The sequence below is a fragment of the Acidiphilium sp. 20-67-58 genome, from assembly GCF_002255515.1.
GTDB lineage: Bacteria > Pseudomonadota > Alphaproteobacteria > Acetobacterales > Acetobacteraceae > Acidiphilium.
The window spans coordinates 60,814-82,080 of record NZ_NCAS01000002.1 but is presented as its reverse complement, the minus strand read 5'-3'; the positions used below and the strand labels follow the sequence as shown (position 1 = coordinate 82,080).

General features: G+C 67.0%; 18 protein-coding genes. 9 read left to right on the top strand and 9 right to left on the bottom strand.

The window, feature by feature from the left end:
- Positions 1–33: 33 nt before the first annotated feature.
- Genes recJ through B7Z76_RS01315 form a run of 5 tightly spaced genes read right to left on the bottom strand, consistent with a single transcriptional unit; the run spans position 34 to position 5,966 of the window.
- A complete protein-coding gene (recJ, locus tag B7Z76_RS01335; protein ID WP_291341751.1) occupies positions 34–1,818 on the bottom strand; it encodes a single-stranded-DNA-specific exonuclease RecJ in 1,785 nt (594 codons plus the stop codon).
- Entirely contained in the window at positions 1,803–2,789 is a 987-nt protein-coding gene (gene glpX / locus B7Z76_RS01330) for a class II fructose-bisphosphatase (RefSeq protein WP_174502397.1), read from the bottom strand. The genes recJ and glpX overlap by 16 nt, the downstream gene beginning before the upstream one ends.
- Before the next feature lie 29 nt (positions 2,790–2,818).
- Positions 2,819–4,108 carry a homoserine dehydrogenase gene (locus tag B7Z76_RS01325; RefSeq protein WP_291341750.1) on the bottom strand — a complete coding sequence of 430 codons (1,290 nt, stop codon included), beginning with the start codon at positions 4,106–4,108 and terminating at the stop codon, positions 2,819–2,821.
- The gene (locus B7Z76_RS01320; protein ID WP_291341749.1) at positions 4,105–5,316 is read right to left on the bottom strand and encodes an LL-diaminopimelate aminotransferase; all 1,212 of its coding nucleotides are present in this window, start codon (positions 5,314–5,316) and stop codon (positions 4,105–4,107) included. The genes B7Z76_RS01325 and B7Z76_RS01320 overlap by 4 nt, the downstream gene beginning before the upstream one ends.
- Positions 5,313–5,966: a hypothetical protein gene (locus tag B7Z76_RS01315; protein WP_291341748.1), complete on the bottom strand. Its 654-nt coding sequence runs from the start codon at positions 5,964–5,966 to the stop codon at positions 5,313–5,315. Before B7Z76_RS01315 ends, B7Z76_RS01320 begins: the two co-directional genes overlap by 4 nt.
- 62 nt (positions 5,967–6,028) lie before the next feature.
- On the opposite strand from B7Z76_RS01315, the gene B7Z76_RS01310 reads away from it, so the two are divergent.
- The 6 genes from B7Z76_RS01310 to B7Z76_RS01285 are packed head-to-tail and all read left to right on the top strand — an operon-like array spanning position 6,029 to position 13,044.
- Positions 6,029–7,828 (top strand): alpha/beta hydrolase, encoded by a 1,800-nt coding sequence (locus tag B7Z76_RS01310; protein ID WP_291341747.1) that lies wholly within the window; start codon positions 6,029–6,031, stop codon positions 7,826–7,828.
- Entirely contained in the window at positions 7,825–8,907 is a 1,083-nt protein-coding gene (locus B7Z76_RS01305; protein WP_291341746.1) for a glycosyltransferase family 4 protein, read from the top strand. The genes B7Z76_RS01310 and B7Z76_RS01305 overlap by 4 nt, the downstream gene beginning before the upstream one ends.
- A 7-nt stretch (positions 8,908–8,914) precedes the next feature.
- Positions 8,915–10,216: an O-antigen ligase family protein gene (locus B7Z76_RS01300; RefSeq protein ID WP_291341745.1), complete on the top strand. Its 1,302-nt coding sequence runs from the start codon at positions 8,915–8,917 to the stop codon at positions 10,214–10,216.
- Entirely contained in the window at positions 10,213–11,175 is a 963-nt protein-coding gene (locus tag B7Z76_RS01295; RefSeq protein WP_291341744.1) for a GTP-binding protein, read from the top strand. Before B7Z76_RS01300 ends, B7Z76_RS01295 begins: the two co-directional genes overlap by 4 nt.
- Positions 11,172–12,218: a WD40 repeat domain-containing protein gene (locus B7Z76_RS01290; protein ID WP_291341743.1), complete on the top strand. Its 1,047-nt coding sequence runs from the start codon at positions 11,172–11,174 to the stop codon at positions 12,216–12,218. The genes B7Z76_RS01295 and B7Z76_RS01290 overlap by 4 nt, the downstream gene beginning before the upstream one ends.
- 1 nt (position 12,219) lies before the next feature.
- The gene (locus B7Z76_RS01285; protein ID WP_291341742.1) at positions 12,220–13,044 is read left to right on the top strand and encodes an aldo/keto reductase; all 825 of its coding nucleotides are present in this window, start codon (positions 12,220–12,222) and stop codon (positions 13,042–13,044) included.
- Positions 13,045–13,147: 103 nt separating this feature from the next.
- On the opposite strand, the gene typA is transcribed toward B7Z76_RS01285, so the two are convergent.
- Together typA and B7Z76_RS01275 are read right to left on the bottom strand one after the other, a co-directional pair.
- Positions 13,148–14,980 (bottom strand): translational GTPase TypA, encoded by a 1,833-nt coding sequence (gene typA, locus B7Z76_RS01280; RefSeq protein ID WP_174502408.1) that lies wholly within the window; start codon positions 14,978–14,980, stop codon positions 13,148–13,150.
- Positions 14,981–15,228: 248 nt separating this feature from the next.
- Positions 15,229–15,711 carry a hypothetical protein gene (locus B7Z76_RS01275; RefSeq protein ID WP_174502409.1) on the bottom strand — a complete coding sequence of 161 codons (483 nt, stop codon included), beginning with the start codon at positions 15,709–15,711 and terminating at the stop codon, positions 15,229–15,231.
- 179 nt (positions 15,712–15,890) lie between these two features.
- On the opposite strand from B7Z76_RS01275, the gene B7Z76_RS01270 reads away from it, so the two are divergent.
- Complete coding sequence (locus B7Z76_RS01270) at positions 15,891–17,141, top strand: AmpG family muropeptide MFS transporter (RefSeq protein ID WP_291341741.1); 1,251 nt, start codon at positions 15,891–15,893, stop codon at positions 17,139–17,141.
- A 10-nt stretch (positions 17,142–17,151) separates the two neighbouring features.
- On the opposite strand, the gene B7Z76_RS01265 is transcribed toward B7Z76_RS01270, so the two are convergent.
- Positions 17,152–19,020, bottom strand: coding sequence for an ABC-F family ATP-binding cassette domain-containing protein (locus tag B7Z76_RS01265; RefSeq protein ID WP_174502411.1), 1,869 nt, complete (start codon positions 19,018–19,020; stop codon positions 17,152–17,154).
- A 93-nt stretch (positions 19,021–19,113) separates the two neighbouring features.
- On the opposite strand from B7Z76_RS01265, the gene ndk reads away from it, so the two are divergent.
- A complete protein-coding gene (gene ndk, locus B7Z76_RS01260) occupies positions 19,114–19,536 on the top strand; it encodes a nucleoside-diphosphate kinase (RefSeq protein WP_291341740.1) in 423 nt (140 codons plus the stop codon).
- A 113-nt stretch (positions 19,537–19,649) separates the two neighbouring features.
- On the opposite strand, the gene B7Z76_RS01255 is transcribed toward ndk, so the two are convergent.
- Entirely contained in the window at positions 19,650–19,904 is a 255-nt protein-coding gene (locus B7Z76_RS01255) for a YMGG-like glycine zipper-containing protein (RefSeq protein WP_236656211.1), read from the bottom strand.
- 296 nt (positions 19,905–20,200) lie between these two features.
- Between B7Z76_RS01255 and B7Z76_RS01250 the strand changes: the two genes are divergently transcribed.
- Positions 20,201–21,241, top strand: coding sequence for a rod shape-determining protein (locus B7Z76_RS01250; protein WP_174502413.1), 1,041 nt, complete (start codon positions 20,201–20,203; stop codon positions 21,239–21,241).
- Positions 21,242–21,267 lie beyond the last annotated feature (26 nt).

The window sequence follows — 21,267 nt, the reverse complement described above, 5'->3', positions numbered from 1 at the left end:
GTGGTCGTGGGGTAGCGGAGTGGCGGGGGCAGGTCAAGCGGGGGATGCGTCGATCAGGATCAGACTTACCGTCGTGCGGCCATTCCATTGCTCTGCGCGAATGTGACCGGCGAGATTCAGTGGTTCCCCGCCCGGGCGGCTTAGCGCCGCCGCAAGGTCGCTGTCGCCCGCACGAAACAGAATTGTCTTGAGCCGCCCGCCTGTCTCACCCTCGACAATGGCCCGGATCGTCTTTTCGTTACGCCCGATCCTGTCGGAGCGGACGATGCGGGCGCGAGGGACGACAAAGACCGGCTCCTCATTGCCGGCGCCAAACGGCCCCACCCGGCCGATCGCAGCCGCAAGTGTCTCGTCGATTCCGGTAACCGCGGCGGTGCCCTCGATCGGCAGATCCGGAGCGTCGGGCAGCATTGCTGCCGCTGCCAATCGTTCGACCAGGAAATCACGTAACGCGTCGATACGCCCCGCCTCGAGTGTGAATCCCGCGGCCATTGCATGGCCGCCCCCTTTGATCAGCAACCCCGCGTCACGCGCGGCAATGATCGCGCCGCCGAGATCGATCCCGGGTACCGACCGGCCGGACCCGACCGCCCTGCCCTCCGCGATTCCCGCGACCAGGGCCGGGCGGTTGAACGCCTCCTTGATCCGGCCGGCGATGATACCCACGACGCCCGGGTGCCATTGGTCGCCGGCAACCAGTGCCACAGCGGCGCCGGCAGCGAATTGCGCTTCCGCCTGAGCCATCGCCTGATCAAGCAAACCAGCCTCGACCGCCTGGCGTTCGCTGTTGATCTCGTCAAGGCGGCGGGCCAGCACGGCGGCGGTTGCCGGTTCGGGGGCAAGCAGTGTCCGCAGGCCCAGATCGGCTTCATCGATGCGGCCGGCGGCATTGATGCGGGGGCCGATCGCAAAGCCGCAGGTCATCGTGCCCGGCGCCTCCTTCACCTGGGCAACATCGAGCAGCGCGGCAATGCCCGGCCGTTCCCGCCGCGCCATCACCTTTAGCCCCTGCGCCACCAGCGCGCGGTTGAGGCCTGTGAGCGGCATCACGTCGCAGACGGTTGCAAGAGCAACCAGGTCGAGCATGGAAATGAGGTCGATTTCGCGCCGTGCGGCAAAAAAACCGCGCCGGCGGAGTTCGCGCTGCACAGCGACGAGGGCGAGGAAGCTGATCGTCGCCGCACAAACGTTTCCAAGACCGGAGAGATCGTCAGGCCGGTTCGGGTTTACCGTTGCCACGATGGCCGGCGGCGCCCCCTCGCTCTTGTGGTGGTCGAGCACGATGGCGTCAGCCCGGCCGTTCAGGGCCGCAAGGGCATCATGTGCCGCCGTCCCGCAATCGACGCAGACCACCAATTCCGCCCCCTGCGCCGCCAGAGCCAGCAAGGCCGGCGCATTCGGCCCGTAACCCTCGCGTTGCCGGTCGGGCACATAGTTGATGGTCCGGGCGCCAAGCCCCCCGAGCCCGGACGCCATCAGTGCGCCCGAGCAGGCCCCATCGACATCGTAGTCGCCGAAGATCGCAATGGTTGCGCCACGCTGCACTGAGTCGGCGATACGCGAAGCGGCGACATCCATGTCGGTCAAAGCCGAAGGATCCGGCAGATAGGCGCGCAAGGTCGGGCCGAGAAAATCGGCGGCGCGATCAGGCATCACGCCACGCCCGGCGAGCAGGCGTCCGATCACGTCTGGAACGCCGCAGCGCTGGGCGATCGCCTGCGCAATGCGATCTTCGGCAGAACGCCAGAGCCAGCGCCGGCCAGACAGGCTGCGCTCGACCCCAAAGGCCGGCGGGATCTCGCTCAGACGTGCGCCCACGGCTTTGTCTGGAAGTTGTGATGCGCCTCGATGTAGCGGACCGTGCCGGATTTCGAACGCATCACGATCGAGTGCGTCACCGCGCCTGTGGCGTAGCGGCGCACGCCGCGCAGCATCTGGCCCGTCGTCACGCCGGTTGCCGCGAACATCACGCTGCCGGATGCCATCTCATGCACCTGATAGAGGCGGGAAGGATCGGTGATGCCCATGCCCATCGCCCGTTCGATCTGGGCATTGTCCTCGAACATGAGGCGTCCCTGCATCTGCCCTCCCGTGCAGCGCAGCGCCGCCGCCGCAAGAACCCCCTCGGGGGCGCCGCCGGAGCCGACATACAGATCGATCCCTGTTTCGGGCTGGGCCACCGCGATCACGCCAGAGACGTCACCATCGCCGATCAGGGTAATGCGGGCACCGGCCTGGCGGCAGCGGGCGATCAGCTCGGCATGGCGCTCGCGCTCCAGCGTGCAGACCATGAGGTCGGAAATGTCGCAGTTCTTGGCGCGGGCGAGGTTGCGGAGATTTTCCTCGACCGGCGCATCCAGCGTTACAACCCCCTCCGGCAGTCCCGGGCCCACGGCGATCTTGTCCATATATATGTCGGGTGCATGCAGGAATTTACCCCGCTCGGCCAAAGCGATCACCGCGATCGCGTTCGGCGCCCCCTTGGCGGCGATCGTCGTACCCTCCAGCGGGTCAACGGCAATGTCCATTTCCGGCCCGCCGGCGCCGACGCGTTCACCGATATAGAGCATCGGCGCCTCGTCCATCTCGCCCTCGCCGATCACCACCAGACCAGCGATCGCGACGGCGTTGAAGGCCTGGCGCATCGCACCGACGGCAGCCCCGTCCGCACTGTTCTTGTCGCCCCGTCCAATCCAGCTCGATGCGGCAAGCGCGGCGGCTTCGGTCACGCGAACGAGTTCGAGGGCAAGGTTACGGTCCGACTGGTCCGGGGTCTTGGCGTTGTCCATCTACGCGATCTCCTTGGGTCGAGCTTCTGTCAGGCTTGTTCGATGCGGATCAGCGCCGGCGGTTCCTGCACCGCCGGAAGTGCCGCGATCTGAACCAGGGCCGCCGCCATCGCGGCCTCTCCGGTCTCATGGGTGATGATCACCACCGGCACCACATCACCCGGGCTGCGGCCACGCTGGAGCATCGTCTCGAGCGAAATACCGTGGTCGCGCAGCACCGCGGTGACATCGGCGATCACGCCCGGCTGGTCCAGCACCATCAGGCGCAGGCAATAGGCCCCGCGATGCGCTGCCATCGGGACCGATGCCTCTGCGCGCAGCGCATCGGGTGCCATGCCCAGCATCGGCGTCTGCCGGCCGCGGGCAAGGTCGATCAGGTCGGCGACCACGGCCGAAGCGGTCGGCCCCGCCCCGGCGCCGCGCCCCTGGATCACGATATCGCCCACTGGCTCGCCGCTGATCACGACAGCGTTGTTCACACCATCCACCTTTGCCAGCGCCGAGTTCTCGGGCACCATCGCGGGATGCACGCGGGTTTCGATCCCCGCCGCGCTCGCGCGGGCGATGCCGAGCAGCTTGATCCGGTAGCCAAGCTCGTCGGCGAAGGCGATATCGACGGCGCTGATGCGGCGGATGCCCTCGACATGCACGGCACCGAAATCGACCTGGCGGCCGAAGGCGATGGCCGCAAGAATCGCGAGCTTGTGAGCGGTATCCACCCCGTCGATATCGGCCGAGGGGTCTGCCTCGGCATACCCCAATGCCTGCGCCTCGGCGAGCACGTCGGCGAACTCCATCTTCTCGTCGCGCATGCGCGTGAGCATGTAGTTGCAGGTGCCGTTGAAGATGCCGGAAACGCTGGCGATGCGGTTGGCGCCAAGCCCCTCGCGTAGCGCCTTGATGACGGGAATGCCGCCAGCCACCGCCGCCTCGAAGCGTATGCCCGGCCCGCCGCGGATCAACCCGGCGAGCTCGCCGCCCGCCTGGGCAATCAGCGCCTTGTTCGCCGTCACCACCGGCTTGCCGGCGGAAAGAGCCGCCTCGACGAGGTCGCGCGCGGCGCCTGAAGCGCCACCAATCAGCTCGACGACGACATCCACCGCAGGATCGGTGGCGAGCACCAGCGGATCCTCGACCCAGCGAATGCCCTCCAGAGAGATCCCGCGGTCACGCGTGCGATCGCGGGCGGACACCGCCACCACCCGCACCGGCCGCCCGGCCCGCGCGGCGATGATGCCGGCATTCTCCCGCAACAGCCGCACGACCCCGGCACCGACCGTCCCGAGACCGGCGATTCCGACCGACAATTCGCGATTCATGCCGAGACGTTCTCCTGCTGGGACGGCGCATTGCCCGGCGCCATGAAGGCGCGGATGTTGCGCACCGCCTGCCGGAGCCGATGGGTGTTCTCAACCAGCGCGATGCGGACATGGCCATCGCCATACTCGCCAAAGCCGATCCCCGGCGCGACCGCGACCTTGGCGCGTTCGAGCAGCAGCTTTGCGAAATCAACCGAGCCGAGATGCGCGTACCGCTCCGGGATCGGCGCCCAGGCGAACATGGATCCCGCCGGGCTCGGCACGTCCCAGCCGGCCTGCGCAAGGCCCTTGATCAGCACGTCGCGCCGCTCGCGATAGAGCGTGCGCATCTGCTCGACGCAGTCCTGCGGGCCGTTCAGCGCCGCCGTAGCCGCGACCTGGATCGGCGTGAAAGCGCCGTAATCGAGATAGGATTTCATGCGCGCGAGGGCGGAGACCAGCCGCGGGTTGCCGGCAGCGAACCCCATGCGCCAGCCCGGCATCGAATAGGTCTTCGACATCGAGGTGAATTCGACCGTGATGTCTTTCGCCCCTTCGACCTGCAGCACCGAAGGCGGCGGCTCGCCCTCGAAATAGATTTCGGCATAGGCGAGATCGGACAGGATGAAGATCTCGTGCTTGCGGGCGAAGGCGACGATTTCCTTGTAAAAATCGAGCGTCGCCAGATACGCCGTTGGATTTGAGGGAAAATTCACGATCAGCGCCGTCGGCTTCGGCACCGAATGGCGCACTGCACGGTCGAGCGCGCGGAGCATCTCGTCATCGGGCGTGGCCGGCACCGAACGGACCGAGGCGCCGGCGATGATGAAGCCGAACTGGTGGATCGGGTAGGACGGATTGGGCACCAGGATCGTGTCGCCTGGCGAGGTGATCGCGTTGGCGAGGTTGGCCAGCCCCTCCTTCGAGCCCAGCGTGGCGATCACCTCGGTTTCCGGATTGAGCTTCACGCCGAAGCGCCGATCGTAATACGCCGCCAGCGCACGACGCAGGCCGGGAATGCCCTTGCTGGTCGAATAGCGATGGCTGCGCGGGTCGGCAACGGTTTCCACCAGCTTGGCCACGATATGGGGCGGGGTCGCGCTGTCCGGATTGCCCATGCCGAGGTCGATAATGTCTTCGCGCCGGTTGCGCGCAGCCGCCTTGGCCTGGTTGACCTCCGCGAAGACGTAGGGAGGAAGACGGCGGATTCGGTGAAATTCCTCGGTCATGATCGGTCCTGGGCGTCCGGTGTGGTGGAAAGATCGCGGGGGTATATCACCTGCGCCACGCCACCGCGACCGCCTGCAAGCGCTTCAATGCGGATATCCGAAGGTGGCACGCCGGCAGCTTCCAGCGCGTTGGCAACGGCCGTGGCGCGCAGCAGGGCAAGGCGCAGGCTTTCAGGCTCGTCTGCCGGCGCGAATCCGGCGGCAATGACCGGATGGCCGCCCCGCCGGGCAGCGAAACCCCGCAGCAAAGCAACTTGCGTCGATGACAGCACAGCCCCGCGCGGTGCAAATCCCAGACGCAAGGGTGGCACGGCCGGCGCGGGCGGGGCCTGTTTCGGTGACGCCGGCAGGTGCCCACCCAGGCTGTTCTGGCCGCGATTGGCCGCCTCGAGGCGGGTGCGGATCGCAGTCTGGGCAGCGGGCGAAAGAGAAACCGGACGCGCCGGCACGGTCGCCAGATTGGGCCATGGGGATTGCAGGCCCGGTGCCGGTGGCGGCGCCGAATTGATCACCCCTCCCTCGTAGCGATGGAGCAGTGCTTCAGGGCTGTAGGCCGCGCAGCCCGAGAGGGCGAGGCCGGCCAGCGCCATGATTGCAAACGCGATACGGCGCGGGGTTTCGGGATCAGGCGGAATCTGGCTATAGGTCACTTCGGCTCCTCGCTTGCACCCTAGACCTTAGCGCCTGCATCCCGGAGCCGGAAGGAGCGTCAATGGCCGAACAGCAAAATCCGCGGACTACCGAGCCGAACATGTCCGATCCCGCGGCCTATTCACGGACCATGGCTGACATTGCGGCCAGGTCGCAGCGAATCGTCACCGAGTGGCTGGACCGCCAGCACGAGGTCGACGTCGCGATCGATCCGCTCAACATCGGCAGCGCCTTCATGGAGATGATGGCCAAGCTGATGTCCAACCCGTCCACGCTCATCGATGCGCAACTCGGGTTCTGGCAGGACTATGTCACGCTTTGGCAGCATTCCACGCGCCGGATGATGGGGCTGGAGACGGCTCCGGTAGTGCCGCCCGATCCGCGGGACAAGCGCTTCCAGCATGAGGAATGGAAAGAGAACGAGATTTTCGACTTCATCCGGCAGAGCTACCTGCTCTCGGCGCGGTTCGTGCAGGATGTGGTCAGGCGGGTCGACGGGCTCGATCCGAAAACGGCGCAAAAGGTCGATTTTTACGCGAGGCAGTTCGTCGATGCGATGAGCCCGTCCAACTTCGCGCTGACCAATCCGCAGGTCTTGCGCAAGACGGTCGAAACCCGGGGGGAGAATCTGCTGCGGGGCCTGTCCAACCTGCTGCGCGACCTCGAGGCCGGGCGCGGCCAGCTCCATATCCGCATGACCGATGCCGAGGCCTTCAGCGTCGGCGGGAATATCGCGGTCACGCCGGGAAAGGTCGTCTTCCGCAACGAGTTGATGGAGCTGATCCAGTACACGCCGGCAACGCAAACTGTCCGGAAGACACCGCTGGTGATCTTCCCGCCCTGGATCAACAAGTTCTACATCCTCGACCTGCGCCCCAAGAACAGCTTCATCCGCTGGGCCGTCGAGCAGGGGCATACCGTCTTCGTCGCGAGCTGGGTGAACCCGGATGAGCGCCTCGCCGAGAAGGATTTCGCCGACTACATGAAACTCGGCGTGTTCGCCGCCCTCGACGCGATCGAGCAGGCCACAGGCGAACGCCAGGTGAACGCGATCGGCTACTGCCTCGGCGGCACGCTGCTGGCGGCCACCCTCGCGGTGATGGCGCGCCGGCGGGACAACCGGATCAAGTCAGCGACGTTTCTTGTGACATTGACGGATTTCGCCGATGTCGGCGAACTCGGGGTCTTCATCGACGAGGAGCAACTCGTCGCTCTCGAGGAGAAGATGAACCGTCGCGGCTATCTCGAAGGCTCGGCGATGGCCACCACCTTCAACATGCTTCGCTCGAACGACCTGATCTGGAGCTTCGTGGTCAACAACTACCTGCTCGGCAACGAGACCTTCCCGTTCGATCTGCTGTACTGGAACTCCGATTCCACCCGCATGCCGGCGGCGATGCATTCGTTCTATCTCCGGAACATGTATCAGAAGAACCTGCTGAGCCAGAAGGATGCCATCACGCTCGACGGCACGCCGGTCGATCTCCGGCGGGTCAAGGTGCCGGTCTATTTCCTCTCCTGCCGCGAGGATCACATCGCCCCCTGGGCGAGCACCTACCGTGCGACCCAGATGATGGCAGGGCCGAAGCGCTTCGTGCTCGCCGCCTCCGGCCACATCGCCGGCGTGATCAACCCGCCGGACAGCGGCAAATACAACCATTTCGTCAACGCGACCCTGCCGACAAGCCCCGAGGACTGGTTCGCCGGTGCGACCGAAGTGGCAGGCTCCTGGTGGCCGGATTGGCAGCGCTGGATCGCGGCGCAAGGCAGCGAACAGGTTCCCGCCCGCGGACCGGGCGACGGCGCGCTTCCCGCCCTCGCCGATGCCCCCGGCAATTACGTGAAAGTCCGATCTGCTTGAACCAGCCTGACTCGGCCGGCAGCATCGCGATGGTGCTGCCGGCCAGTGAAGCCTTTTCCCCTGGCCGGGCCGGCGCGATCGCCCTGGTTGTCCGGCGGCTCGCTGCTGCGACCGGCGCTTCGGTGATCGGCGCTGCCTGTCAGGAGCCGAGCTTTGCCGGCATTCCGTATAATGCGGTCAGCTTCCGCGCGCCGCTTGCCTACAATGCCGGCGTGCTGCGCCGGCTGCGGCGGCTGCGCCCGGCCAATATCGACATCCACCAACAGCCGCGCCTTGCCCGGCTTGCGGCACGTTTGCTGCCCGCCAGCCGGGTGATGCTGTTCCTGCACAACGAACCGACGACGATGCGCGGCCTCACCAGCCCGCAGGCCCGGGCGCGCACGCTGCGCCGCCTGCACGCGGTGGTCTGCGTGTCCGATCATCTCCGCGCCCACTACGCGACCGGCCTTGCCGACACAGCCGGCCTCGTCACGCTGCACAATCCGCTCACCCTCGCCGGACTACCGGCCTCTCCCGCGATACGGCAGCACGAAATCCTGTTTGCCGGCCGCATCGTCGAGGGCAAGGGGATCGCCGATTTCATCGCCGCCAGCGCCGCCGCCCTGCCACGCCTGCCAGGCTGGTCCGCGCGCATCATCGGTGGCGACCGCTTCGGGCCGGACAGTCCGGAAACCCCGTTCGTGCGCGAGATGCAGGCCCGCGCAAACGCCGCCGGTATCGCCTGGGGCGGCTATCGGCCGCACGAGGAGGTTGTAAGGGCGATGGCCAGCGCCGCGATCGTCGCGGTCCCGAGCCGATGGCCCGAGCCCTTCGGCCTGACCGCGCTCGAAGCAATGGCGACCGGTGCCGCGCTGGTCGCGGCACGGGCGGGTGGGCTGCCGGAGGTGGTGGGCGAGGCCGGGCTGCTGGTGCCGCCCGGCGACGCCTCCGCTTTGGCAGCCGCCTTCCTGCATCTGGCGGGCGACGACGCGGCGCGCGACCGCCTCGCCGCCGCCGGCCGCGCTCGCGCGCGATTGTTCGACACGCCCGTCATTGCCGCCCGCCTGCAGCGGTTGCGCGAAGCGGAAACGCCGGTATGAGCGGAGCATGACGATGCAACGCGCCGCCCTGATCGCCGCCCTGATCCTGCCGTTTGGCCTGCTTTACGCCCGTGCCGGCGCGGAGTTCGCGATGGGGGCGGTCGATATCCTGTTCCTCATCCACTCCGCTCGCACCGGCGATTGGCGCTGGGTGCGGCAACCCTGGTTCGTGCTCGGATGCCTCTGGTGGATCGCGGTGATGATCTGCTCCGCGCCGATCCCGGCCCTCGGCCTCGGGCCGGGCGGCTGGAAATCCTTCACCCAGGCGCTGGTGCTCATCCGCCTGCTGGTACTCGCCGCCGCCCTTGGCCACTGGGTGCTCGACATTGAAGCCGCACGGACCCGGTTCTGGCTCGCCCTCGCCGCCTGCGAAGCCTGGATCCTGCTGCAAAGCTGGCAGCAGGAGATCATCGGTGTGAACATTTTCGGCGACCACCGCTGGGCCGACGGCGCGCTCACCGGCCCATTCTGGGCGCCGCGCGCCGGCCCCCCATTCAGCCACCTGCTGTTTCTCACCGCCCTGCCGGTCATCGCGGCGCTGATCGCGCGGCCCGGAATCGCGTCGAAACTCGCCGCGGCGGCCGTCGGCGGGCTCGGCTTCGCGACAACGCTGGTGATCGGCCAGCGCATGCCCTTCGCGCTGGCCTTGCTTGGCCTCGCCGTCACAGCCCTCGCCTTCCGGCCGATCCGCTTGCCGGCGATCGGCCTTGGCGTGCTGATCGTGCTCGCGATTCCGGCGCTGAAGCTGGTCTCGCCGCCCAGTTTCGACAAGCTGGTGCTGGAGACCAGCCGCCAGATCAGCCACTTCGCGAAAAGCCCCTATGGCGAGCTCTACACGCGGGCGACAGTGATGATCGAGCACGCCCCCTGGCGCGGCTATGGCTTCAACGGTTTCCGCGATTTCTGTCCCGAACCGCGGTTCGATCGCGGCCTCCCCGCGCTGGGGGTCGGCCCGACCAGCCTGAAGCGCGGCGCCTGCAACATCCATCCGCATAATTTCTATCTTCAGGCCGGGCTCGATGGCGGGCTGCTCGGGCTCGCGCTGTTCGCCGCGATGAACGCGGCCTGGCTGCTGGCACTTGGCCGCGGGATCATGCGCCGCCCGCTGGCACTCGGCGCCTTCATCGGCGTGCTGACCTATGCCTGGCCGCTCGCCTCGACCGACAATTTCGCCGTCCTGCCGATGGCGGGCTGGCTGTTCCTCATGCTCGGCCTCGGCCTCGCCCTGCCGCGCTCTGGTCCGACCGAGCCCGCCTGCCTATATCCCGCAGCAACGACACGCCCCTCTATGACAGGATCTCCCGCATGAGCGATCTCGTTCCCGTCACCGTCCTCACCGGCTTTCTCGGTGCGGGCAAGACCACCCTGCTCAACCGCATCCTCACCGAGGATCATGGCCGCAAATACGCGGTCGTGATCAACGAGTTCGGCGAGCGCGGCGTCGACAACGACCTCGTCGTCGATACCGACGAGGAAGTCTTCGAGATGAACAACGGCTGCATCTGCTGCACCGTGCGCGGCGACCTGATCCGCATCATCGGCGGGCTGATGAAGCGCCGCAACCGCTTCGACGGCATCATCGTCGAGACCACCGGCCTCGCCAACCCTGCCCCCGTCGCGCAGACCTTCTTCGTCGACGAGGATGTGAAGGCAAAGACGAGGCTCGATGCGATCGTCACCGTCGTCGACGCGAAGAACCTGCCCGCCCGCCTCGCCGACGCGCCGGAAGCCGAGGACCAGATCGCCTTTGCCGACGTCATCGTGCTGAACAAGCTCGACCTCGTCACCCCGAAGGAACTCGCCGATGTCGAGGCGCGGATCCGCACGATCAACCGTTTCGCGCAGATCCACCACACGACCCGCGCCGACGTCCCGGCCGACCGCCTGCTCGGCATCAACGCCTTCAGCCTCGACCGCGTGCTGCAATCGGTGCCGGATTTCCTTGAAGAGGATTCCCACACCCATGACGAGCACATGAGCAGCATCAGCCTGTCGGTGACAAAGCCGCTCGACCCCGAGCTGTTCAACGCCTGGATCGGCGGCATCCTCGCCACCCAGGGGCAGGACATCCTGCGCACCAAGGGCATCCTCGCCTTCGCCGGCGAGGATCGCCGCTTCGCCTTCCAGGCCGTGCACATGATAGCGGATGGCGATTTCATCCGCCCCTGGAAGGAGGACGAGGAACGCGAAAGCCGCATCGTCTTCATCGGCCGCGATCTCAACCGCCCGATGCTGCGCCGCGGCTTCGAAAGCTGCATCGCCGAATGAGCGGCATGGTCACTGATGCGGACGAGATGCTCCGCGTGCGCGGTGTGACGCACGATTGCGCCGAGTTCGTCACCGCCCTCGCTTTCGACCGTGCCGGCGGCACCCTCGCCGCCGGGCTCGGCGACGGGCGGATCGTGCTGCGCGGCGTCAGCGGCGGCGACTTCGCCGAGCACGCCTGCCATGACGGCGCGGTGCTCGCCCTCGTGCCGGATATCGAAGAGCGCGGCTTCTGTTCGGGCGGCGATGACGGCGCGCTCAAACGTCTCGATCCGGCGACCGGCGAAAGCACCGAACTCGCCAGCTTCGGCATGAAATGGGTCGAGCACGTCCTCACCGTGCCGGATCGCAAGGCGCCGCTACGGGCTGCCGCGGTCGGGAAGACGATCCACCTGCTCGATGCCGGCGGCGCCACGCTCCGCACCCTCGTCCATCCCTCGACCGTCGCCGGCATGGCGCTCGATCCGAAGCACCGCCGCCTTGCCGCGGCGCATTACAACGGTGCCTCGCTCTGGTTCGTCCGCTCCGAGAACGCGAAGCCGCAGGTCTTCGAGTGGAAGGGCAGCCATCTCGCCGTCGCCCTGCATCCCGATATCGAGGCGATGGTCACCGCCATGCAGGAAAACGAACTTCATGGCTGGAAACTGCCCGACGGCCAGCACATGCGGATGAGCGGCTACCCGACAAAGCCCGAATCGCTCGACTTCACCCGCTCCGGCAAATGGCTGGCCACCGCCGGCGCCGAGGCCATCGTGATCTGGCCGTTTTTCGGCGGCGGGCCGATGGGCAAGGCGCCGCTCGAACTCGCTGCCGGCGATACCGTGGTCCGGCGCGTCGCCTGCCATCCGCAGCACGAGGTCGTCGCCGCCGGCTTCGCCGATGGCTCTGTCGTGGTGGCCGACATCGCGCGCGAACGCATCCTGCCCGTTGCCGCCGCCGGGCGCGGCGCGGTCTCCGCCCTCGGCTGGAGCCCGAACGGCGCCCATCTCGCCTTCGGCACGGAAACCGGCTTTGTTGCCCTGATCGATTTCTCGCGAAAGGACTGACATGACAGGCATGCCCATCACCGGCGGCGCGCTCGCCATGCCCAAGCTCGGTCTCGGCACCTGGCGGATGAGCGGGCGCGACTGCACCGCCGCCGTCACCCGCGCGCTATCCCTCGGCTATCGCCATATCGACACCGCCGAGATGTATGGCAACGAGGAAGCCGTCGGCGCCGCCCTCGCCGGCAGTTCCATTCCGCGTGACGAGATCTTTCTCACCACCAAGGTCTGGTACGAAAATCTCACCCCGGATGGCGTGCGCCGCGCCATCGAGGCCAGCCTCGCCAAGTTGCGCACCGATCATGTGAACCTCTTCCTGATCCACTGGCCGTCACCGTCGATGAACCTCGCCGCGGTGCTGGCCACCATGGCGCATCTCAAGCACGAGGGACTGGTGCGGCATATCGGCGTGTCGAACTTCACGGTCGCGCTGATGCGCCAGGCGGTTGAGTCGATCGGCGCCGAAATCGCCTGCAACCAGGTCGAATATCACGTCCTGCTCGGGCAGAAAGCGGTGCTGGACTATGCCCGGGCCCACGGCATCACGGTCACCGCCTATTGCCCGCTCGCCCAGGGCCGGCTGGGCGACCATCCGGCGCTCGCTTCGGTCGCTGCGAAGCACGGAGCAACTCCGGCACAGATCGCCCTCAAATACCTGCTCGACCAGGACGGTGTCGCGGCGATCCCGAAAGCGACGCGCGAGGAAACCCAGCGCGCCAATCTCGCAGCCCTCACCATCGCCCTCGACGACGAGGACCGCGCCGCCCTCGCCGCCCTGCCGAAAACCCAGCGCTTCGTCGACCCGGCCTTCGCGCCGGAGTGGGACTAGAGCATCATCCGATCCGAAAGGATCGCAAAGTGCTCTAACAAAAAACGGCCGGCGTTGTCGCGCCGGCCGGTCTACCTCAATTCAGAACGATATTCCCGCCGGATCAGGCGGCGTCGGACGCCCGCTCCGCCTTCTTGCGCGCATGCGGATCGAGATGCCGCTTGCGCAGCCGCACCGCGCTCGGCGTGACCTCAACCAGTTCGTCGTCCTCGATATAGGCAATCGCCTGCTCCAGGCTCATCCGGCGCGGCGGCGTCAGCAGCAGCGCCTCATCCTTGCCGGCGGCGCGGATATTGGTCAGCTTCTTCTCCTTGATCGGGTTCACGTCGAGATCATTCTCGCGGCTGTGCTCGCCGATGATCATCCCCTCGTAAACCTTCTCGCCGCCGCCGATGAACAGCGCGCCGCGATCTTGCAGGGAGAACAGCGCGTATTGCACGCTCTCGCCATCGGCATTGGCGATCAGCGCGCCGTTACGCCGCCCCTCGATCGTGCCCTTCCAGGGGCCGTAGCCGATGAAGTGGCGGTTCATCACGCCGGAGCCGCGCGTGTCGGTCAGGAACTCGCCGTGATAGCCGATCAGTCCGCGGCTCGGGATGTGGAACGTCAGCCGCTGCTTGTCGCCGCCCGAAGGACGGATATCCTGCAACTCGCCCTTGCGGCGGCTCATCTTTTCGACGACGACACCGGAATAGGGCTCATCGACGTCGATCAGCACTTCTTCCATCGGCTCCTCGCGAACGCCGGTCTCCGGATTGTCACGGGTCAGCACGCGCGGCCGGCCGATGGTCAGCTCGAAGCCCTCGCGGCGCATCGTCTCGATCAGCACGCCGAGCTGCAATTCGCCGCGCCCAGCCACCTCGAACGCCTCGGTTTCATTCGAATCCGTCACGCGGATCGCCACATTGGCTTCCGCCTCGCGGAACAGGCGATCGCGAATCTGCCGCGACGTCACCTTCTTGCCCTCGCGCCCGCCGAGCGGGCCATCATTGATGCGGAAGGTCATCGACAGCGTCGGCGGGTCGATCGGGATCGCCGGCAGCGCGGCGCTGATCTCCATGGCACCGATCGTATCCGGCACGGTCGCCTCCTTGAGGCCGGCGACGGCGATGATGTCGCCCGCCGAAACCTCGTCCACCGGCACGCGCTCCAGGCCGCGGAAGGCGAGCAGCTTGGTCAACCGCCCGGTCTCCACCGCGCGCCCGTCGAAGCTGATGGCGCGCACCGGCATGTTCACGGTCGCCCGCCCCTGCTCGACGCGGCCGGTCAGCACGCGGCCGAGGAAGTTGTCGCTCTCGAGAATGGTCACGACCATGGCGAAGGGTGCGTCGGCATCCAGGCCGGGCGCGGGCACATGGCTCACGATCAGGTCGAACAGCGGCGAGAGGTTCTCGCGCGGTCCGTCCAGGGTCGCCGTTGCCCAGCCCTGACGGCCGGAGGCGTAGAGCATCGGGAAATCGAGCTGCTCGTCATTCGCGCCGAGGGCGGCGAACAGGTCGAACACCTCGTTGTGCACCTCGTCGGCGCGGGAATCCGGACGGTCGATCTTGTTGACGACGACGATCGGCTTCAGCCCGCGCGCCAGCGCCTTGCCGACCACGAACTTGGTCTGCGGCAGCACGCCTTCGGCGGCATCGACCAGGACGACCACGCCGTCCACCATGTTCAGGATGCGCTCGACTTCGCCGCCGAAATCGGCATGGCCTGGCGTGTCGACGATATTGATCCGCACGTCGCCCCACTGCACGGCGGTGCATTTGGCGAGGATGGTGATGCCGCGCTCGCGCTCAAGGTCGTTGCGGTCGAGCGCGCGCTCGGCCACCTGCTGATGCGCGCCGAACGAGCCGGACTGCTTGAGAAGATTGTCCACAAGCGTTGTCTTGCCATGGTCGACATGGGCGATGATCGCCACGTTGCGCAGCTTGGTCTCGGTCATGATACAGGTCTTTCGGGGTTCAACGCGGTTGCTCTACACGTTTTGCATTGCAAAAGCGAGCTTCATGACGCAGACGGGATATGAAGAGTTGAAAAAGGGGCGGCCTTAGAGCACTTTCCGATCCTCTCGGATCGGATGTAGTGCTCTATCATATTGATAAACAGAGCATCTTTATCCGATCAGATGACTCAATCTGGTCGGATGATGCTCTAGCCGCCCGCCCGGCAGGCGAAACGTGGTCCCGGCCGTTATTTTGCCGCCGGTGCCGGCGCTGGCATCATGGGCGCACTGCCGTGGACGGGCATTCCGTTGGCGCCCTGAGCCGGCATCATCGAACCGCTCCCCTGCGCCGGCATCGGCGCCCCCATTGCGGCGCCGCCGCTGATCATCGTTATCGCCCGATGGACCAGCATGCGCGCCCTGGCGTAGTCACCGCGTTCGACAGCGCTGCGGGCCCGCCGCACCGCGTCTATGGCCGGTGTGCGGATCATCCCCTGCACACTCCCCTCGACATAGGAGTTGGTCAGCAGATCGGTCTCGGCCCGGCCGAGCGCGACCCGCGCCCGTGTTTTCTGATGTGCCGCCACCGCCTGCCCGGCGATGCCGAGATAGGTTCCGGCCGAGGCGCCATCGGGCAGCGCGCCGCCCATGCGGGTCGGTGCCGGTGCCTGCGCGAAGGCAATGCCACTCGTCAGGGCCAGGACAAAGCCAGTCAGCATGATGGTCTTCATGATGGTCTCCCTCCTTGAAATGAGGTTTCGCAGTCCCCCGCGAAGCCACGTTCCGCCACAGACGTTGGGTGCGGCACCACAGGGAGCAACAGCGCAAGCGTCTCCGTCCGATTAAACCACCGTCACGAAATCCCGCCCGAGGCTTGACGGCGCCGGGCGCGGGACTGGCAAATGGCGGCATGAACCGGATTCGCGCCATCGCCCTGATCGGCCTGCTCGGCTTTTCCTCTGGCTTGCCGCTCGCCCTGTCCGGCTTCACGCTCCGCCTCTGGCTCGCCCGCGCCCATTTGCCCCTGGAGGCGATCGGGTTCACCGCCAATCTAGGCATCGCCTATTCGCTGAAATTCCTCTGGGCGCCGGCGCTCGACCAATTCCGCCCCCCGCGCCCGTTCCGCGCGCTCGGCCGCCGGCGCGGCTGGCTGCTGCCAATCCAGCTCTGCCTCGCCGCCGCCGTCCTCGCTCTTGCCCTCACCAGCCCGGCGCACGCCCTTGCCGCGACGCTGCTGGCCGGCGGCCTCGTCGCCTTCCTCTCGGCCAGCCAGGACATCATGATCGATACCTGGCGGATCGAGATATTCCCCCAACACCTGCAGGGTGCCGCCACCGCCGGCTATGTCTGGGGTTACCGCGCGGCGATGCTGATCTCGGGCTCCGGCGTCATCGCCCTGTCCACCCTCACCGGCTGGCATGTCGCGATCCTCGCGATGGTTCCGCTCCAGCTCGTCGGCGCCGCCGCAACGCTGGCCTGCGCCGAGCCCACCCCACCGCCGGCGCGCGGGCCGGTCTCGATCGGCGCCCGCTTCCGCGAGGCGGTGATCGCGCCGCTCGCCGATTTCCTCAGCCGCGAGGGCGCCTGGATCATCCTCGCCTTCGTCATCCTGTTCCGCCTCGGCGAAGCGCTGGCCGGGGTGATGCTTGCGCCCTACTACACCCATCTCGGCTTCGACCGCGCGACCATCGCCATTGCCAACGGCCCGCCCTCACTGGTGGCCGTCCTCGCGGGCACGGCACTCGGCGGCGTCGCCGTGGCACGGCTCGGCGTCGGGCGCGCCCTGCTCACCGCCGGCGCCTTCCAGACCCTCACGCTGATCCTCTACCCGCTGCTCGGCCTCTACCCGCATCTGCCGCACATCCTGCTCGCGACCAGCGTCGCGGAAAGCTTCGCAGAAGGCATCGCCGATGCCGCCTTCATCACCTATCTCTCCGGCCTCTGCACCAAGGCCTACACCGCGACGCAATACGCCCTGCTCTCCTCCGTCGCAGCGCTTGCCCTACGCACAATCGGCGGCTTCTCCGGCGTCCTCGTCCATGCGATGGGCTGGCTGCCCTTCTACGAATTCACCGTGATCTCGGCGCTGCCCGCGATGGCGGTGATGCTCTATATCCTGCGCCGCTACCCGCCCGCGCCGGCTGCTCTTGCCGCCGAATGAGGCCGGACGGTCAGCCGGCGGCGGCTTCCAGCGCCGCCTCGGCTTCAAGCCAGGCAGCCTCCCTGGCCTCGATCTCGGTGGCGATGGCAGCGAGGCGGATATTGATCGCCGAAATCTCCTCTGGCTTCGCCCGCGCGTAGAACCCGGCATCGGCGAGCTTCGCCATCAGCGTCCGCTTCTCCGCCTCGAGCCGGCCGATCGCCGCCTCGGCGTCGCGTGCGGCCTTGCGCAGCGGCGCTGTCGCCTCGCGGGCAACGGCGCGGGCCCGCCGGTCATCCTTCGCCGCCGGCGCCGCCTTGCGCTCGCCGGTGCCGGACGGCTTCTGGGTGATCAGCCGACGATAGGACTCGAGATCGTCGTCATAGGCCGCGACCCGCCCGTCCGCGACGAGCAGCAGCCGGTCGGCCACGAGGTCGAGCAGATGCGTATCATGGGTCACCAGCACCACCGCGCCGGCGAAATCGGTGATCGCGCGTACCAGCGCCTCGCGGGCATCGATATCGAGATGGTTGGTCGGCTCGTCGAGGATCAGCACCTGCGGCGCGTCGCGCGTGGCGAGGGCGAGGAGAAGCCGCGCCTTCTCACCGCCGGAAAGCTGGCCGACCACCGTCTCCACCCGGTCGGCGTCGAGGCCGAACCGCGCGGCCTGCGCGCGCAGCTCCGTCACCGTCGCCTTCGGCAGCGTGCGGGCGAGATGGCCGAGCGGGGTGTCCGCGAGGTCGAGATCGTCCTCCTGGTGCTGCGCGAAATAGCCGACGGTGATTCCCCTCGTGCGGAATGACGTCCCCGCCATCGGCTCCAGTCGCCCGGCCAGCGCCTTGGCGAGAGTGGATTTACCGTTGCCATTGGCGCCGAGCAGGGCGATCCGGTCTTCCATGTCGATCCGCAGCGACACCTCGCGCAGCACCGGCTTGCCGTCATAGCCCAGCGTCGCGCGGTCGAGGGCGAGCAGCGGCGGGGAGAGCGGCCGCGGCTCGGGAAAACTGAACCGCGTCGGCGCGTCTTCGACGATCGTGTCGATCACCGGCATCCGCGCCAGCGCCTTGAGGCGGGACTGCGCCTGCCGCGCCTTGGTAGCCTGGGCGCGGAAACGGTCGACGAAGGCCTGCATGTGGGCGCGCTGGGCGGCAATCCGCGCCGCCTCGCGGTTCTGCTGCTCGGCCCGCTCGGTGCGGATACGGACGAATTCGGCAAAGCCGCCGGGCGTCAGCGTGATCCTGCCACGGTCGAGATGGGCGATCGAGTCCACCGCGCGGTCGAGCAGGTCGCGATCATGCGAGACCATCAGCACCGCGCCGGGAAACCGGGCGAGCCAGGTTTCAAGCCATAGCGTCGCTTCCAGATCGAGATGGTTGGTCGGCTCGTCGAGCAACAGCAGGTCAGGGGCGGCGAACAGCGCGGCAGCGAGGGCGACGCGCATCCTCCAGCCGCCTGAAAAGCTCGACATCGGCCGGTTCTGCGCCGCCTCGTCGAACCCGAGCCCGGCGAGAATCGCCCCGGCCCGGGCGGGCGCTGATTCAGCGTCGATCGCGATCAACCGGTCATGGATCGCCGCCAGCCGCTCAGGGTCGGCGCTGGCGGCCTCGTCGAGCAGCGCGCCGCGCTCGGTATCAGCGGCGAGCACGACGGCGGCGGGGGTGATTGTGCCGGCCGGCGCCTCCTGCGCGACCGTGCCGAGCCGCGCGCGGCTGGCAAGGCGGATACTGCCGCCATCCGGCGCGTAAATACCGGCGATCAATTTCAGAAGAGTCGATTTTCCTGCACCATTGCGCCCGATCAGACCGATCTTGCGGCCGGGATCGACGACCAGCCCCGCCCCTTCGAGCAAGGCGCGGCCAGCGATGGAAAAGGACAGGTCTTCGATCCGCAACAGGCTCATGGCCGCTTGCTATCCCACAAGGCGGGACTTGCCCACCCCGGCCCGGCCCTGTATGGGCGCGCCCAACAGCTCAACTCCAGACACGAGGCTCCCATGGCAACCGAACGCACCCTCTCGATCATCAAGCCCGACGCCACGCGCCGCAACCTCACCGGCCGCATCAATGCGAAGTTCGAGGAAACCGGGCTGCGCATCGTCGCCCAGAAGCGCATTCACCTGACCAAGAGCCAGGCCGAGGCGTTCTACGGCGTTCACAAGGAGCGTCCGTTCTTCGCCGGCCTGGTCAGCTTCATGACGTCGGGCCCGGTCGTTGTCCAGGTGCTTGAAGGTGACGACGCGGTAGCCCGCAACCGCGCGATCATGGGTGCGACCGACCCCAAGAAGGCCGAAGCCGGCACCATCCGCGCCGAATTCGCCGAGGACATCGAGGCGAACTCCGTCCATGGCTCCGACGCGGCCGACACCGCGGCGCAGGAAATCGCGTTCTTTTTCGCCGGCACCGAGATCGTCGGCTGATCTGGCCAGGCGAAACCATCGGCTGATCTGACCCGATCAGCAGGACAACAAAAAAGGGGGCGAAAGCCCCCTTTTTCATGCTTGCTCCGGATGGTGCCGAAGCGGTGGCGGGATTATGGCACGTGGCCCAGATTGATCTGGTTCGGGTTCGTCACAGCACCGCCGATCGCACCCACGGCACCGCCGATCAACGCGCCCGTCGCGGCAGAGCCGCCGGTTGCGGCGCCGAGGATGGCGCCCGTTCCGGCACCGATGGCGCCGCCGGAGAGGGCGCGCTGGCCGGGCGTATAGCCGCAGCCGGCAAGCCCAAGCGCCGTAGCGCAGAGCAGGACGGGCAGGATGAAGCGTTGTTTCGATCTCAAGGCCATTGTCTAGGTCTCCTCATTCCATCCGACGCGATATAGGTCTCGGCGTTGCGTCTGGATGTCCGCCGGATGTCGGCATTGTAACGACGGCGTTTTGGCAACTTCATGGGGCTTTTACGGATACACGGGGCAGGTACGGACGGCCTTGTTAATCTGGCGGGTAGCCTGTAATCCGGCCGCTGCATCGACACTCCGAGTTGAGATGCGTTAACAGACGACATTTACTGAACCAAAGCCAGACTGAAAACCGGCGCCGGGAACCGCATGCGAACCCGGCCTGGCCGTGCGGAAAGGATTTCATGCTCTCCAGACTTCTCGGGCTCATGTCCGCCGACATGGCCATCGATTTGGGAACCGCCAACACCCTTGTCTACGTGAAGGGCCGCGGCATCGTTCTCGACGAGCCTTCCGTTGTTGCGATCGCCGAGGTGAAGGGGCGCAAGCAGGTGCTTGCCGTCGGCGAGGAAGCCAAGCACATGCTGGGCCGCACACCGGGCAACATTTCAGCCATTCGTCCGCTGCGCGACGGCGTGATCGCCGATTTCGAGGTGGCGGAGGAAATGATCAAGCATTTCATCCGCAAGGTGCATAACCGGCGGGGATTTGCCTCGCCGCTGATCATCGTCTGCGTTCCGTCCGGCTCGACCGCGGTGGAACGTCGCGCCATCCAGGAAAGTGCCGAGAGTGCCGGGGCTCGCAAGGTTCTGCTCATCGAGGAACCGATGGCGGCGGCAATCGGCGCCGGACTGCCGGTAACCGAGCCTTCGGGTTCGATGGTGGTCGATATTGGCGGCGGCACCACCGAGGTCGCCGTGATCTCGCTCGGCGGCATCGTCTATGCCCGGTCCGTCCGTGTGGGCGGCGACAAGATGGACGAGGCGATCATTTCCTACCTGCGCCGTGGTCACAACCTCTTGATCGGCGAATCCTCGGCCGAAAAGATCAAGCTGGATATCGGCGCGGCGTGGGCAAATCCCGCGACCAACAACGACTGGCACGAGGTGAAGGGCCGGGATCTGATCAACGGCGTCCCGCGCGAGGTCAGGGTTACAAGAGCCCAGATCGCCGAGAGCCTCGCCGAACCGGTCGGCCAGATCGTGGAAACGGTCAAGGTCGCGCTTGAAAACACACCGCCGGAACTTGCCGGCGACATCGTCGATAAAGGGATCGTCCTTACCGGCGGCGGCGCCTTGCTGCGTGGCCTCGACGACGTGCTGCGCGACGCCACCGGCCTGCCTGTCGTCGTTGCCGACGAAGCGCTGCAATGCGTTGCCAAGGGTACCGGCCGCGCGCTCGAGGAACTGAAGCGCCTGCGGACCGTTCTCTCGACGATGTACTGACTCGCTGCCAACGATGTAGCATCATA

Excerpts from the sequence above, each read along its gene's own strand:
- glpX (WP_174502397.1), bottom strand. The coding sequence starts at position 2,789 with ATGGACAACGCCAAGACCCCGGACCAGTCGGACCGTAACCTTGCCCTC.
- B7Z76_RS01325 (WP_291341750.1), bottom strand. The coding sequence starts at position 4,108 with ATGAATCGCGAATTGTCGGTCGGAATCGCCGGTCTCGGGACGGTCGGT.
- B7Z76_RS01320 (WP_291341749.1), bottom strand. The coding sequence starts at position 5,316 with ATGACCGAGGAATTTCACCGAATCCGCCGTCTTCCTCCCTACGTCTTC.
- B7Z76_RS01310 (WP_291341747.1), top strand. The coding sequence starts at position 6,029 with ATGGCCGAACAGCAAAATCCGCGGACTACCGAGCCGAACATGTCCGAT.
- B7Z76_RS01300 (WP_291341745.1), top strand. The coding sequence starts at position 8,915 with ATGACGATGCAACGCGCCGCCCTGATCGCCGCCCTGATCCTGCCGTTT.
- B7Z76_RS01295 (WP_291341744.1), top strand. The coding sequence starts at position 10,213 with ATGAGCGATCTCGTTCCCGTCACCGTCCTCACCGGCTTTCTCGGTGCG.
- B7Z76_RS01290 (WP_291341743.1), top strand. The coding sequence starts at position 11,172 with ATGAGCGGCATGGTCACTGATGCGGACGAGATGCTCCGCGTGCGCGGT.
- B7Z76_RS01285 (WP_291341742.1), top strand. The coding sequence starts at position 12,220 with ATGACAGGCATGCCCATCACCGGCGGCGCGCTCGCCATGCCCAAGCTC.
- typA (WP_174502408.1), bottom strand. The coding sequence starts at position 14,980 with ATGACCGAGACCAAGCTGCGCAACGTGGCGATCATCGCCCATGTCGAC.
- B7Z76_RS01275 (WP_174502409.1), bottom strand. The coding sequence starts at position 15,711 with ATGAAGACCATCATGCTGACTGGCTTTGTCCTGGCCCTGACGAGTGGC.
- B7Z76_RS01270 (WP_291341741.1), top strand. The coding sequence starts at position 15,891 with ATGAACCGGATTCGCGCCATCGCCCTGATCGGCCTGCTCGGCTTTTCC.
- B7Z76_RS01265 (WP_174502411.1), bottom strand. The coding sequence starts at position 19,020 with ATGAGCCTGTTGCGGATCGAAGACCTGTCCTTTTCCATCGCTGGCCGC.
- ndk (WP_291341740.1), top strand. The coding sequence starts at position 19,114 with ATGGCAACCGAACGCACCCTCTCGATCATCAAGCCCGACGCCACGCGC.
- B7Z76_RS01255 (WP_236656211.1), bottom strand. The coding sequence starts at position 19,904 with ATGGCCTTGAGATCGAAACAACGCTTCATCCTGCCCGTCCTGCTCTGC.
- B7Z76_RS01250 (WP_174502413.1), top strand. The coding sequence starts at position 20,201 with ATGCTCTCCAGACTTCTCGGGCTCATGTCCGCCGACATGGCCATCGAT.